This window comes from Pseudomonas sp. S60, from assembly GCF_016647865.1.
Classification (GTDB): domain Bacteria; phylum Pseudomonadota; class Gammaproteobacteria; order Pseudomonadales; family Pseudomonadaceae; genus Aquipseudomonas; species Aquipseudomonas parafulva.
Window position 1 is genome coordinate 1 of record NZ_JACVVH010000059.1, and the last position, 12784, is coordinate 12784.

Annotated in this window: 11 protein-coding genes; all 11 read right to left on the bottom strand. The window is 63.4% G+C overall.

The genetic code is table 11. From position 1 onward, the window contains the following. Window positions 1-165: 165 nt before the first annotated feature. Window positions 166-936 (bottom strand): SDR family oxidoreductase, encoded by a 771-nt coding sequence (locus IAE33_RS21825; RefSeq protein ID WP_060483612.1) that lies wholly within the window; start codon window positions 934-936, stop codon window positions 166-168. Then, window positions 936-2147 (bottom strand): O-succinylhomoserine sulfhydrylase, encoded by a 1212-nt coding sequence (locus IAE33_RS21830; RefSeq protein WP_201165106.1) that lies wholly within the window; start codon window positions 2145-2147, stop codon window positions 936-938. Before IAE33_RS21830 ends, IAE33_RS21825 begins: the two co-directional genes overlap by 1 nt. A 17-nt stretch (window positions 2148-2164) precedes the next feature. Next, window positions 2165-3670: an amidophosphoribosyltransferase gene (gene purF, locus IAE33_RS21835; RefSeq protein WP_028632375.1), complete on the bottom strand. Its 1506-nt coding sequence runs from the start codon at window positions 3668-3670 to the stop codon at window positions 2165-2167. A gap of 42 nt (window positions 3671-3712) precedes the next feature. Continuing rightward, the gene (locus IAE33_RS21840; RefSeq protein WP_028632374.1) at window positions 3713-4270 is read right to left on the bottom strand and encodes a CvpA family protein; all 558 of its coding nucleotides are present in this window, start codon (window positions 4268-4270) and stop codon (window positions 3713-3715) included. A 152-nt stretch (window positions 4271-4422) separates the two neighbouring features. After that, complete coding sequence (locus IAE33_RS21845; RefSeq protein ID WP_201165107.1) at window positions 4423-5085, bottom strand: SPOR domain-containing protein; 663 nt, start codon at window positions 5083-5085, stop codon at window positions 4423-4425. Further along, complete coding sequence (gene folC, locus IAE33_RS21850) at window positions 5069-6376, bottom strand: bifunctional tetrahydrofolate synthase/dihydrofolate synthase (protein WP_201165108.1); 1308 nt, start codon at window positions 6374-6376, stop codon at window positions 5069-5071. Before folC ends, IAE33_RS21845 begins: the two co-directional genes overlap by 17 nt. Further along, window positions 6376-7269 (bottom strand): acetyl-CoA carboxylase, carboxyltransferase subunit beta, encoded by an 894-nt coding sequence (gene accD / locus IAE33_RS21855; RefSeq protein WP_028632371.1) that lies wholly within the window; start codon window positions 7267-7269, stop codon window positions 6376-6378. The genes folC and accD overlap by 1 nt, the downstream gene beginning before the upstream one ends. 218 nt (window positions 7270-7487) lie before the next feature. Then, window positions 7488-8108, bottom strand: a complete 621-nt coding sequence (locus IAE33_RS21860) for a phosphoribosylanthranilate isomerase (RefSeq protein ID WP_201165109.1) — start codon at window positions 8106-8108, stop codon at window positions 7488-7490. Between the two features lie 59 nt (window positions 8109-8167). Beyond that, complete coding sequence (gene truA, locus IAE33_RS21865; protein WP_201165111.1) at window positions 8168-9022, bottom strand: tRNA pseudouridine(38-40) synthase TruA; 855 nt, start codon at window positions 9020-9022, stop codon at window positions 8168-8170. A gap of 121 nt (window positions 9023-9143) precedes the next feature. Then, window positions 9144-11693, bottom strand: a complete 2550-nt coding sequence (locus IAE33_RS21870) for a FimV/HubP family polar landmark protein (RefSeq protein WP_201165113.1) — start codon at window positions 11691-11693, stop codon at window positions 9144-9146. Between the two features lie 71 nt (window positions 11694-11764). Further along, on the bottom strand, window positions 11765-12769 hold the full coding sequence (locus IAE33_RS21875) for an aspartate-semialdehyde dehydrogenase (protein WP_201165115.1): 1005 nt from the start codon (window positions 12767-12769) through the stop codon (window positions 11765-11767). Window positions 12770-12784: the final 15 nt, after the last annotated feature.

Consider the following 12784-nt stretch of genomic DNA (forward strand, 5'->3'; position numbering starts at 1 on the left):
CCGACCCTCTGCTTGTAAGGCAGATGCTCTCCCGGCTGAGCTAATCACCCTCGCGATGTTGCGTGTTGCGTTTGCTTCGCTCAGTCCGCGAAATTTACGCAGGTGATGAAGCTAAGTCAATAGCCCCATTGGTTTTTTTCTCAAGAATGAAAGCTGCCAACCCCACTAGGCGTAAATCATCTTGCGGGTCATGCCGCCGTCAACCACGAACTCCTGCCCGGTGACGAACGCCGCCTGGCGTGACAGCAGCCAGGCCACCAGCGCGGCCACATCCTCGACCGCCCCTACCCTGCCGGACGGGTGTTGGGCGTGGTCTGCCTCGGTGAGTGGCTCGGCGCGGCGCTGGGAGGGATCGCGGGCGTCAATCCAGCCGGGGCTTACCGCATTGACGCGTATTTCCGGGCCCAGGCTGATAGCCAGGGCATGGGTAAGCGCAACCAGGCCGCCTTTGCTTGCGGCGTAAGCCTCGGTGTCGGGCTCGGACTGCCTGGCCCTGGTCGACGCCAGGTTGACGATTGCCCCATTGTGCGCGCGCAGGTACGGCGCACAGTGCTTGGCCAACAGCATGGCGCCGCTCAGGTTCACCGCCAGTACCCGGTTCCATTGGGCCAGGCTGAGGCTTTCCAGGGTCTGGTTGTGCGGGTTGGCAATAGCCGCGTTGCACACCAGCGCATCCAGACGGCCAAATTGCCCCAGGACCTGGGACACCCCGGCGCTCACCTGAGCTTCGTCTGCCACATCCATCGTGATGAACCAGGCGTTGTCCCCCAGTGCCTTGGCCACCTTGGCGCCCCGTGGCCGGTCCAGGTCGCTGAGCACCACCTGCCAACCTTCGCAGATCAACCAGGCGGCAATACCCAGGCCGATGCCGCGAGCGGCACCGGTAACCAGGGCAACACGGCCATTATGGCCGGGGGGAGCACCGCTGATTTCCATTACAACACCGCCAGCCCACGCGCCAGGTCAGCCTGCAGGTCGGCCACGTCTTCCAAGCCCACCGCAACCCGGATCAGGCTGTCGCGGATGCCCGCCGCCTCACGCTCCTGCGGCGTCAAACGCCCGTGGGAGGTGGTAGCCGGGTGGGCGATGGTGGTTTTGCTATCGCCCAGGTTGGTGGTGATAGAAACCACCCGAGTGGCATCGATGAAGCGCCAGGCACCTTCCTTGCCACCCTTGACCTCGAAACTGACCACCGCACCGAAGCCGCTCATCTGGCGTTTGGCCAGTTCATGTTGCGGGTGGCTGGGCAGGCCAGCGTAGTGCACCTTCTCGATGCCGTCCTGCTGCTCCAGCCACTCGGCCAAGGCCTGAGCGCTTTCACAGTGCGCGCGCATGCGCAGGCGCAAGGTCTCCAACCCCTTGGTGAAGATCCAGGCGTTGAACGGGCTCAGTGTCGGGCCTGCAGTGCGCAGGAAACCTACCACTTCCTTCATCTGTTCGGCACGGCCGGCCACCGCCCCGCCCATGCAACGGCCCTGGCCATCGATGAATTTGGTGGCCGAATGGAACACGATGTCGGCACCTAGCTTCAATGGCTGCTGCAATGCCGGTGTACTGAAGCAGTTGTCCACCACCAGCATGGCGCCTTTGGCGTGGGCGATCTCACTGAGGGCAGCGATGTCGACCAGTTCAGCCAAGGGGTTTGAAGGGGACTCAACGATCAACAGCTTGGTATTGGCCTTGATGGCCGCGTCCCAACCGGAAAGGTCCACCAGTGGCACGTAGTCCACCTGCAAGCCAAAGCGTTTGAAGTACTTCTCGAACAGGCTGATGGTGGAGCCGAATACGCTTTGCGACACCAGCACGTGATCACCGGCGCTGCACAGCGACATCACCACGGCCAGGATAGAGGCCATGCCGGTAGAAGTTGCCACGGCCTGCTCGGCGCCCTCCATGGCCGCTAGCCGTTCCTCGAAGGCACGCACCGACGGGTTGGTATAGCGCGAATAGACATTGCCCGGCGTCTCGCCAGCGAACCGTGCGGCAGCGTCGGCCGCCGTGCGGAACACGTAGCTGGAGGTGAGGAACAGCGCTTCGCTGTGCTCAGCCTCCGGTGAACGGTTTTGACCGGCGCGCACCGCCAGGGTGTCGAAACCGACACCCTCCAGATCGCTGTCCAGTCGCCCGGCATCCCATTGATCGGTCATGCCATCGCTCCCTGAAATCAGTTGTTGTAGAGGTCGATGATTGCGCTGACAGCCTGGGTCTTGACCTTGGCCAGGTCGTTACGGGCCTGCTCGATGCGGTCAAGGTAGGCTTCGTCGATATCGCCGGTGACATACTCACCGTTGAACACCGCGCAATCGAAATGCTCGATCTTGATCTTGCCGCCACCGACCGAATCGATCAGGTCCGGAAGGTCCTGATAGATCAGCCAATCGGCGCCGATCAACTCGGCCACCTGCTCGGTGGTACGGTTGTGGGCAATCAGTTCGTGAGCGCTCGGCATGTCGATGCCGTAGACGTTGGGGTAGCGAACAGCAGGCGCTGCAGAGCAGAAGTACACATTCTTGGCACCGGCTTCGCGCGCCATCTGGATGATCTGCTTGCAGGTAGTACCGCGTACGATCGAGTCATCGACCAGCATGACGTTCTTGCCGCGGAATTCTAGCTCGATGGCGTTGAGTTTCTGGCGTACCGATTTCTTGCGCGCCGCCTGGCCGGGCATGATGAAGGTACGGCCGATGTAACGGTTCTTGACGAAGCCTTCACGGAACTTCACGCCCAGGTGCTTGGCCAGCTCCAGGGCGGCAGTGCGGCTGGTGTCAGGGATCGGGATGACCACGTCGATGTCATGTTCAGGGCGCTCGCGCTGGATTTTTTCCGCGAGTTTTTCACCCATGCGCAGGCGCGCCTTGTACACCGATACACCGTCCATGATGGAATCCGGGCGGGCCAGGTACACGTGCTCGAAGATGCAAGGCTGCAGCTTTGGCGCCTCGGCGCACTGCTTGGTGTACAGGCGGCCATCTTCGGTGATGTAAACCGCTTCACCCGGTGCCAGGTCGCGAATGAGGGTAAAGCCAAGCACGTCCAGGGCCACGCTTTCGGAGGCGATCATGTACTCGACGCCTTCGTCGGTGTGGCGCTGGCCGAACACCACCGGGCGAATGCCGTTAGGGTCGCGGAAGCCGACGATGCCGTAACCGGTGATCATGGCCACCACGGCATAACCACCCACGCAGCGGCTGTGCACATGGGACACGGCCGCGAACACGTCTTCTTCGGTAGGCTGCAGCTTGCCACGCACTGCGAGCTCATGGGCGAACACGTTGAGCAGCACTTCCGAATCGGAATTGGTGTTGACGTGGCGCAGGTCGGACTCGTAAATCTCCTTGGCCAACTGCTCGACGTTGGTGAGGTTGCCGTTGTGGGCCAGGGTGATGCCGTACGGCGAGTTGACGTAGAACGGCTGGGCTTCGGCCGAAGTCGAGCTGCCCGCAGTGGGGTAGCGCACGTGGCCGATGCCGATGGTGCCCACCAGGCGCTGCATGTGGCGCTGCTGGAACACATCGCGCACCAGGCCATTATCCTTGCGCAGGAACAACCGGCCGTCATGGCTGGTCACGATACCGGCAGCGTCCTGGCCGCGGTGCTGGAGGACCGTAAGCGCGTCATACAGCGCCTGATTGACGTTCGACTTACCGACGATACCGACGATGCCACACATGCGACGCAACCCCTACTTTGACGAAACTTGAGTGAAAAGCCCTCAAGGCCTGGCTGGCCCGAGCAGCTGTTCCTTGAACGGAAGGTCAGCGGGTGTGCTGACCCCGGCACTGGACATCCACTGGCTGGTGAAACCCAGAATCAGGTTTTTCGACCAGTCAGCGACCAGCAAAAACTGTGGTATCAGGCGTGACTCCTGCCACCAGGTGTCTTGTTGCACCGGGCCCAGGCTCAGCAGCCCGATGGCCACCACTACCAGCAAAGCCCCACGGGCAGCGCCGAAGGCCATGCCCAGAAAACGGTCCGTACCCGACAGCCCGGTAACACGAATCAGCTCGCCGACCAGGAAATTGAGCATTGCCCCGACCAGCAGGGTAGCCACGAAAAGTATGCCGCAGCCGGCGATGACGCGCATCGACGGCGTCTGGATATAGCTTTCAAGATACACCGCCAGCGATCCGCCGAACATCCAGGCGACCGCACCGGCAACGATCCATATGAGCAGGGACAGGGCTTCCTTGACAAAGCCGCGCTTGAGACTGATCAGTGTGGAGACGGCGATGATCGCAATGATCGCCCAATCAACCAGGGTAAATGCCACGGCGCTGCCTGCAGACGTTTGAGGCGGCGCATTTTACCAGAGCGGCGAGCCGGGGTTAAGCGGAATGTCGGACGATTCCGCCCACCTCGGCAGGAGGGAGCGCAGCTCGTGATGGGCCGCAAAGCGGCCCTAACCGCACAGCTTGAAGCAAATCAACCACGCTCAGGCTGGAACCGCACCACAATGCCCTTGAGGCTGTTCTGACGGTTTATGACGTCGCGGGTACGCTCGGCCTCGGCACGCTCGATCAACGGGCCAACGAACACACGGTTCAGCCCACCCGCTGCGCGGATATAGGCGTTATACCCCTGGCTGCGCAAGGTCTGCTGAAGCTTCTCCGCCCCTGCGCGGTTGGACAGGCTCGCCAACTGGATGGACCAACTGACCGGCAACCCGTTCACGTCGATCTTGGAGGGCGCAGCCCCTGGCACCGGTTTGGAAGCCGTGGCGGCTGGCGCTGCCGAAGCGGGCGCCTTGGGCTCAGGCTTTGCAGTGGCAGGCACTGAAGCTTGCGCCGGTGCCTGCACAGAAGGCGTGATGGGCTGACGCGGCGCACTGGCAGGCGCCGTGGACTCATCGACCACCACGGGTGCCTGCTGCGCCTCCTCCGGAACGGGCTGGGGCTCTGGCACCGATACAGGGTCGACCTTTACCTCTGGCTGCGACGGCATGGCCGGCGCCTGTGGAGCCTCCACATGGACCTGGCGCAACTCGTCTTCGCGGGAAAACAGCATCGGTAAAAAAATCACTGCCAGCGCCACCAGCACCAGCGCCCCGATCATGCGCTGCTTCATTCCTTTATCCAGCACTGCCATCTATTCCACCCTCCTGGGCGCGTTGCTCCAGCCATTCCAACGCCTGGGCAACACAGAAAAACGAACCGAACAGCAGTACCTGATCACCTGCCTGGGCCTCTGCGCACTGCCCCTCAAGGGCAGCGTCGACACTGGCATAGGACTGCACGGCTGCGCCGAGGTTCGTCAATGCCGCAGCCAACTCTGCAGCTGGCCTGCTACGCGGGGTAGCGAGCGGGGCAACCGCCCAGCCGTCTACCAGCCCGTGCAGAGGCGCCACAACGCCCTCCAGGTCCTTGTCGGCAAGCAGCCCGAACACCGCCAGGCGGCGCCCGGCCAGGGGCCGGGCTGCCAGGCGACGGGCGAGGTACTGGGCGGCATGCGGGTTATGCCCGACATCCAGCAGCAACTCCACCTGCCTACCCTGCCAACTGAATGTGCGACGGTCGAGCCGCCCGGTAATGCGTGTATCGAGCAGCGCCTGGCGGATCATCGCGCCATCCCAAGGCAGACCTGTCAGCAGGTAGGCCTGCAAGGCAAGCGCCGCGTTCTCCATGGGCAAGTCGAGCAGCGGCAAGCCATCCAATGCTACCTGTGCACCCTCAGCAGTGGTGCCGCGCCAGCGCCAGCCATCCTCTGCGCAGTCCAGGTCGAAGTCCCGACCGCGCAGCAGCAGCGGCGCGCCCAACTCGGCGGCCTTGTCCAGCAACGGCTGTGGGGGATCGAGATCACCACACACGGCCGGCTTACCAGCGCGGAAGATGCCGGCCTTTTCAAAGGCCACCAACTCGCGGGTATCCCCCAGGTAATCAACATGGTCAACGCCGATACTGGTCACCAGCGCAAGGTCTGCATCCACCACGTTGACCGTATCCAGGCGCCCGCCCAGGCCGACTTCGAGCACCACGGCATCCAGCTGCGACTGGTGGAACAACCAGAACGCGGCCAGGGTGCCCATTTCAAAGTAAGTCAGGGAGGTGTCGCCCCGCGCCGCCTCCACAGCCGCGAACGCTTCACACAACTGCGCGTCGCTGGCTTCACGGGCGTCGATGACGACCCGCTCGTTGTAACGGAGCAGGTGCGGCGAACTGTATACCCCTACCTTCAGCCCCTGGGCACGCAGCAGCGATGCGACAAAGGCGCAGGTTGACCCCTTGCCGTTGGTGCCGGTTACCGTCACCACCCGGGGTGCCAGCTTGCCCAGCGCCAAGCGGGCAAAGACCGCCTGCGAGCGTTCCAGGCCCATGTCGATGGCCGACGGGTGCAACTGCTCGAGATAGGCGAGCCATTCGCCCAGGGATCGTTGTTTCATCACGCGACAGCAGCCGCCTCAAGCGCTTGTTCAGGGGTGGCCTGGCCGGTCATCTGCGCCAGCAGACGGGCGAGGCGTGGGCGCAGGTCGCCGCGGGAGATGATCAAGTCGATTGCACCATGCTCCAGCAGGAACTCGCTGCGCTGGAAGCCTTCTGGCAGTTTCTCGCGCACGGTCTGCTCGATCACACGAGGGCCGGCGAAGCCGATCAGCGCTTTTGGCTCGCCAACAATGACATCACCCAGCATCGCCAGGCTGGCCGACACACCGCCATACACCGGGTCCGTCAGCACCGAGATGAACGGGATGCCTTCTTCGCGAAGACGGGCCAGTACCGCCGAAGTCTTGGCCATCTGCATCAGCGAGATAAGTGCCTCCTGCATGCGGGCACCGCCCGATGCCGAGAAGCAGACCATCGGGCAGCGGTGCTCCAGGGCATAGTTGGCTGCCCGCACGAAACGCTCGCCTACTACAGCGCCCATTGAACCGCCCATGAACGAGAATTCGAAGGCGCTGACCACGATCGGCATGCCCATCAGGGTGCCGCTCATGGAAATCAGTGCGTCTTTTTCACCGGTCTGCTTCTGGGCCCCGGTCAGGCGGTCCTTGTACTTCTTGCCGTCACGGAATTTAAGGCGGTCAACCGGCTCCAGATCGGCGCCCAGTTCGGCGCGGCCTTCGGCGTCGAGGAAAATATCAATGCGTGCACGGGCGCCAATGCGCATGTGGTGGTTGCACTTGGGGCAGACGTCGAGGGTTTTTTCCAGCTCCGGACGATACAGCACGGCCTCACAGGCCGGGCACTTGTGCCACAGGCCTTCAGGCACCGAGCTCTTCTTCACCTCGGAACGCATGATCGAAGGGATCAGTTTGTCGACTAACCAGTTGCTCATGCTTTCTTTCTCCAGTATCGGCGGGCGGGGGCCAGCGTTGCCGGCCTGCCCTGCCCTTTGAACTCAAATGCTTGTTTGAAACGCTGGGGCAGCGGCCGTCGGGTATTACCCATGGCACTGCACCGTTGAAAAGTCGATTGACCGCCCTCTATCGGGCGGCCGCCCCGCAGGGCCGCGATAGCTATGGACGATGGCGCGCGGCCAGCCGTCACATCCGCTCAAGCCTGTTTCACCGCGCGCACGAACGCCTCGATCTTTGCAGCGTCCTTGATACCCTTGGCCTGCTCTACCCCGCCACTGACGTCGACGGCGTAAGGGCGCACCTGAGCAATGGCCTGCCCCACGTTTTCCGGGGACAGCCCACCTGCCAGGATGATCGGCTTGTTGAGCCCGGCAGGCACCAGGGACCAGTCGAACGCCTCGCCCGTGCCGCCCGGAATACCTGGTACATAGGTGTCCAGCAAGATGCCCTGGGCAGCAGCATAATGCTGACAGGCCGCCTGCAGATCGTCGCCCGGGCGCACCCGCAATGCCTTGATCCATGGACGGTTGTGGTCAGCACAGTCCTGCGGGCTTTCGTCGCCGTGGAACTGTAGCAGGTCCAAAGGTACCACTTCGAGGATCTCGCTCAGCTCGCAGCGCGATGCATTGACGAACAGCCCAACCGTGGTCACAAACGGCGGCAGCTCGGCGATGATCGCCCGGGCCTGGCGTACGTCTACAGCGCGCGGGCTCTTGGCATAGAACACGAAGCCGATGGCATCGGCACCGGCTTCAGCTGCCGCCAGCGCGTCTTCGATGCGGGTGATACCGCAGATCTTGCTGCGAACGATGCTCATGGACAGCGACCCTGTTAACACGGTGAAAGGCCGAATGTTAGCAAATGCCCTGGCGTGCGTCAGTCTGCCAATGCCTCATAGCCTGTGAGAAAGTGTGGGCCGATGTAACGCTGCGGCAGGGCGAACTCATCGGGGTACTCCACCTGCACCAGGTAGAGCCCGAACGGGTGGGCTGTGACGCCACCATGGCGGCGGTCACACCCCTCCAGCACCTCACGTGCCCATTCCACCGGGCGCTCACCGGCGCCAATGGCCATGAGCACACCCGCGATATTGCGCACCATGTGATGCAAAAACGCCGTAGCGCGCACGTCCAGCACGATCATCTGCCCGTGACGGGTAACCCGCAGGTGATAGATGTGCTTGATCGGCGACTTGGCCTGGCACTGGCTGGCACGAAACGCACTGAAGTCGTGCGTGCCCAGCAAGCTCTGCGCGGCTTCGGCCATGCGCTGCACATCCAGTGGCCGGTGGTTCCAGGTGACCTCCTCGGCCAGGTGCGCCGGGCGGATGGGGTCGTTGTAGATCACGTAGCGATAACGCCGGGCGCAGGCCTTGAACCGGGCGTGGAAATCGGCCGGCATGGGCCTGGACCAGACCACACTGATGTCGTGGGGCAAGTTGAAATTGGTACCCATGGTCCAGGCACGCTCGTCACGCACCGCACGGGTGTCGAAGTGCACCACTTGACCACAGCCGTGTACCCCTGCATCGGTACGGCCGGCGCACACAACCGAAATCGCTTCGTTGGCAACTTTCGACAAGGCTTTTTCAAGCGCTTGCTGGACACTTGGCACGCCACTGGCCTGACGCTGCCAACCGCGATAGCGGGCACCTTTGTATTCCACGCCAAGGGCAATACGGGCGTAGCCTTCGGCCGCCGATTCTGCGGCAGCGGTGTCGATGATGTCCAAGAAACTGAAACCTGTAGAAAGACTAAATAGCGACGATTATAACGACAACGGCAGCCCGGGAGGGCTGCCGTTACGGGGAAAACTGGCCGGGCGGTGCCGCCCCGACCAACCCGGCGCGCTGTCAAACCAGGCGCGACAGCATGTCTTCGGCCTCTTCACGCTGGCGCTGGTCACCATCCTTTACCACCTCATCAAGGATGTCGCGCGCGCCCTGGTGATCACCCATGTCGATATAGGCGCGAGCCAGGTCAAGCTTGGTCGCCACCTCGTCGGCCCCCGAGAAGAAGTCGAAGTCCAGGTCATCCACGGGCTCGGGCTCTGGATTGGCCGCAGCATCCTCAGCGGTGAAATGGGGCTCCAGAGAGGGTGACTCCAGGCTTTGCGACAGCTTGTCCAGCTCTGCGTTGACGTCATCGAGCTCCGACGCGAAGCTGTTCGCCGCGGGCGAATCATCGTCCTGCAGCGACAATGACAGGTCGAAGTCTGAAGGCAGGTCGAACTCGGACACCGGGTCAAACGCGGGTGCATTGTCGAACGCCTCCAGCTCGGCCGCCACGTCGACCGGCGTATCGCCTGGGCCGGCTGGCGCGCCAGGCGCATCGATATCCAGGTCGAAATCGGGCAGGTCCGCCGCAGGTTGCGCAGCAGCCTCGGCCTTGGCCTGGGCCAGCATCGCTTCGAAGTCATCGTCTGCGCCGGCCTGCTGCTCGTCCAGGCTCAAGTCGAAACTGCTGTCCAAAGCCTCGGATTCCGACGCCTCGAGGGTGGGTACTTCGTCGGGAGCCTGTGGTTGAGCCACGGGCGCTTCTGCCGGTGCCGGCTGCTCATCCAGAAGCCCCTGCACATACTGCTCGTCCATCTTGGCGGCCAATGCGGCGGCGCCCAGGCCAGCGGCGGCCAGTGCGATCATCGTGGGATAGCGCTCTTTGAGCCTGGCCACCTCTGCCGTATTCGTGGCATTGGCCGGCAGCTTGTGCTCCTGTTCCACGAATGCGCTCTGGTCACCCTGGCGGGCATACACTTCCATCAGCTTCAAGCGCAGGTCGTCACGCCCAGGGGCGGCGGCAATGGCAGGCTCCAGCAGCTCCGTAGCGCGGTTGAGACGGCCTTCTGCCAGGCATTCTTCGACCTGCACCAGGACAGCGGCGTATGGATCGGCCACCGGCTCCGGTGCCACCGCTTTTTCCGCCGCGGTGGCAGCCGCTGCGGAGGCAGCCACCACAGCCGGGGACAGGGTCACGGTTGGCGGTGAGACCTCGACACCCTCAAGGCTGCCAACATCGGGGGCAAAGCCCGCAATCTGCTCTTCCTCCAGCGCCCGCGCCATGCGCAGGTGCTTTTCGGCCTCCTGCTGCGCCTTGCGCCGACGTGCCAGCAGCCACAACAGAAGCGCCAACACCAAGAGCGTAGAGCCGGCGATCAGCCATAGCAGCCAACGGTTACCAAGGACCTGCTCCAATGCATCAGGAGCCGCTGGCGCGTCAGCCTGAGCGGCCTGGGGCGCCGTATCGGCTGCGGCAGGGGCCGGCTCGATCACCGGCTGAACTGCAACAGGTGGCTGGGTTACAGCAGCGGTACTCGCGGCGTCGGCGACAGGCTGCACGGGTGCAGCAGCGTCAACTGCGGGCTGGGCCGGCGCGGCAGCATCGGGCGCGGGGGTGGCTGCCCCTTGAGCCTCAAGCCTGGCCAACTGGTCGTTCTTCAATTCGATGAGACGCTGCAGTTTGTCCAGCTGGCTCTGCAGGTCCGTCATGCGGCTGTGCAGCTCTTCGTTGTCACGACGGCTGGTGTCCAGGCTCTCCTGAGCCACGGCCAGTTTGTCGTTCAACGCCTTGGCCTGACCCGCGCCGGCCTGGCCGCCCGGGCTGACCAGGCGCAGGTTGTCGCCCTGGGCAATCGCCGCAGGCGCGGCGCCGGCGGTACCACGGCGGGTCGCGTCCAGCTGGCGGGCACGGGGACCCAGCCGGCGCCCCTCACGCCAGGCTGCATATTGTTCGGCAACCTCGCGGTTGGCCTCGCCCTGGGGAATGCTCTGAACCTGCTGCGAGTCCGGCAGGCGCAGCACCTGCCCCACCTTGAGCTGGTTGATGTTGTTGCCGATGAACGCGTCCGGGTTAAGCGCCTGGATCGCAATCATGGTCTGCTGAATAGAGCCGCCCTGTGCATTGCGTGCGGCAATCTGCCAGAGGGTATCGCGGCGCTGAGTGGTGTAACTGCCGGCCGCCGTGACCGCGGGCGCTACATTGCCGGGCGCCGCCTGCCCACCCTGCGCCTTGGCCTGGTCGAGCATCACGCTGTAATCACGCAGCAGGCGGCCTTGGGGCCACATCACCTGCACCAGAAACTTCACCACCGGGCCGGGCATGGGCTGGCTGGATGTCACCCGCAGCACGCTTTTGCCGTTTGGGTTGATCACCGGGGTAAAGGTGAGGTCTTGCAGCCCGCTGGCAAAAGGCACGCCAGCCTTGGTGAAATCCTCGGCGGGCGCCAGGCTGGGCGCCACTTCGGCAGCGGTGAGGTCGCGCACATCGAGCAGTTCGATCTCGGCATCGAGCGGCTGGTTCTGCGCCGACTTGAGGGTCAGTTCCCCCAGGCCCAAGGCATTCGCCATGCCAGACGACAGCGCCGATGCTGCAGCCATGGCCAGAACCAGTTTGCGAATTCGAAGCATGAACTCTTCCCTTGTATGGATCGTCCCGAAACGTGCAGGCGAAGCTGAACAGACGTGCTCGCCAGTATCTTTTACAGCCTGTCTTTAATCAACAATTGCGCTATTTGCACCGCGTTGAGCGCGGCGCCCTTGCGCACATTGTCGGTGGTCAACCACAGGTTGAGTTGCTGCGCATCATCAATACCCTGGCGTACACGTCCAACATAGACCACGTCCTGGCCCACTGCGTCCCCAACCGGGGTCGGATAATCATCACGCTCCACCAGTTCGACGCTATCCGCCACGTTCAGCGCCTGGTTGACCGCGTCAAGATCGACCGCACCACGGCTCTGCACTGCCACATTGAAGCTATCGCCGAAAAACACCGGTACTTGAATACAGGTAACCGAGAGTTGCAGGTCGGGAAGGCCAAGCACAGCCCGCAGCTCCTGCACCAGGCGGCGCTCAACAGCAGTATGGCCCTGGTCATCCGGGGTGCCGACCTGAGGCAGCAAGTTGAACGCCACCTGCCTGTCGAAGAACCGTGGCTCCAGAGGGCGAGCGTTCAGCAACTCGGCTGTTTGCCGCGCCAGCTCGCTGACCGCCTCGCGGCCTTGGGCAGATACCGCCAGGGACGCGACCACCTGGACACGCTCGATGTCCAGCAGGTGCCGAAGCGGCGCCAGCGTGGTCGCAACGGCGACCGCCGCCGAACAAGGGCTGGTGATGAGCGCCGGAGTACTGACCCCCGCCAACTGCTCGGCATTGGCCTCTGGCACAACCGGCAGCGCGCCGACCAGCGCGCCAGATAAATCGATTACCGTACAGCCCGCTTGCACCGCCTTGTGGGCAAATGCCTGGCTGACCGTGGCACCCGCCGCGAAGAACGCCAGCTTGACCTGGGCGAAATCGAAGCTGTCGACTTCACGCACCTTGAGCTTCTTGCCGGCAAACATCACGCTGCTGCCTGCCGACTCCATGCTCGCCAGCAGGTGCAGGGTGCGTACCGGGAAGTCCAGCTCTTCGAGGACCTGTACAAGCGTTTCACCGACGCTGCCGGTGGCGCCCACAACGGCGATATCCAGGGGTTGGCTCATGTTAGGTCCTCAATG

Excerpts from the sequence above, each read along its gene's own strand:
- IAE33_RS21825 (WP_060483612.1), bottom strand. The coding sequence starts at position 936 with ATGGAAATCAGCGGTGCTCCCCCCGGCCATAATGGCCGTGTTGCCCTG.
- IAE33_RS21875 (WP_201165115.1), bottom strand. The coding sequence starts at position 12,769 with ATGAGCCAACCCCTGGATATCGCCGTTGTGGGCGCCACCGGCAGCGTC.
- IAE33_RS21870 (WP_201165113.1), bottom strand. The coding sequence starts at position 11,693 with ATGCTTCGAATTCGCAAACTGGTTCTGGCCATGGCTGCAGCATCGGCG.
- folC (WP_201165108.1), bottom strand. The coding sequence starts at position 6,376 with ATGAAACAACGATCCCTGGGCGAATGGCTCGCCTATCTCGAGCAGTTG.
- IAE33_RS21845 (WP_201165107.1), bottom strand. The coding sequence starts at position 5,085 with ATGGCAGTGCTGGATAAAGGAATGAAGCAGCGCATGATCGGGGCGCTG.
- purF (WP_028632375.1), bottom strand. The coding sequence starts at position 3,670 with ATGTGTGGCATCGTCGGTATCGTCGGTAAGTCGAACGTCAATCAGGCG.
- accD (WP_028632371.1), bottom strand. The coding sequence starts at position 7,269 with ATGAGCAACTGGTTAGTCGACAAACTGATCCCTTCGATCATGCGTTCC.
- IAE33_RS21860 (WP_201165109.1), bottom strand. The coding sequence starts at position 8,108 with ATGAGCATCGTTCGCAGCAAGATCTGCGGTATCACCCGCATCGAAGAC.
- IAE33_RS21830 (WP_201165106.1), bottom strand. The coding sequence starts at position 2,147 with ATGACCGATCAATGGGATGCCGGGCGACTGGACAGCGATCTGGAGGGT.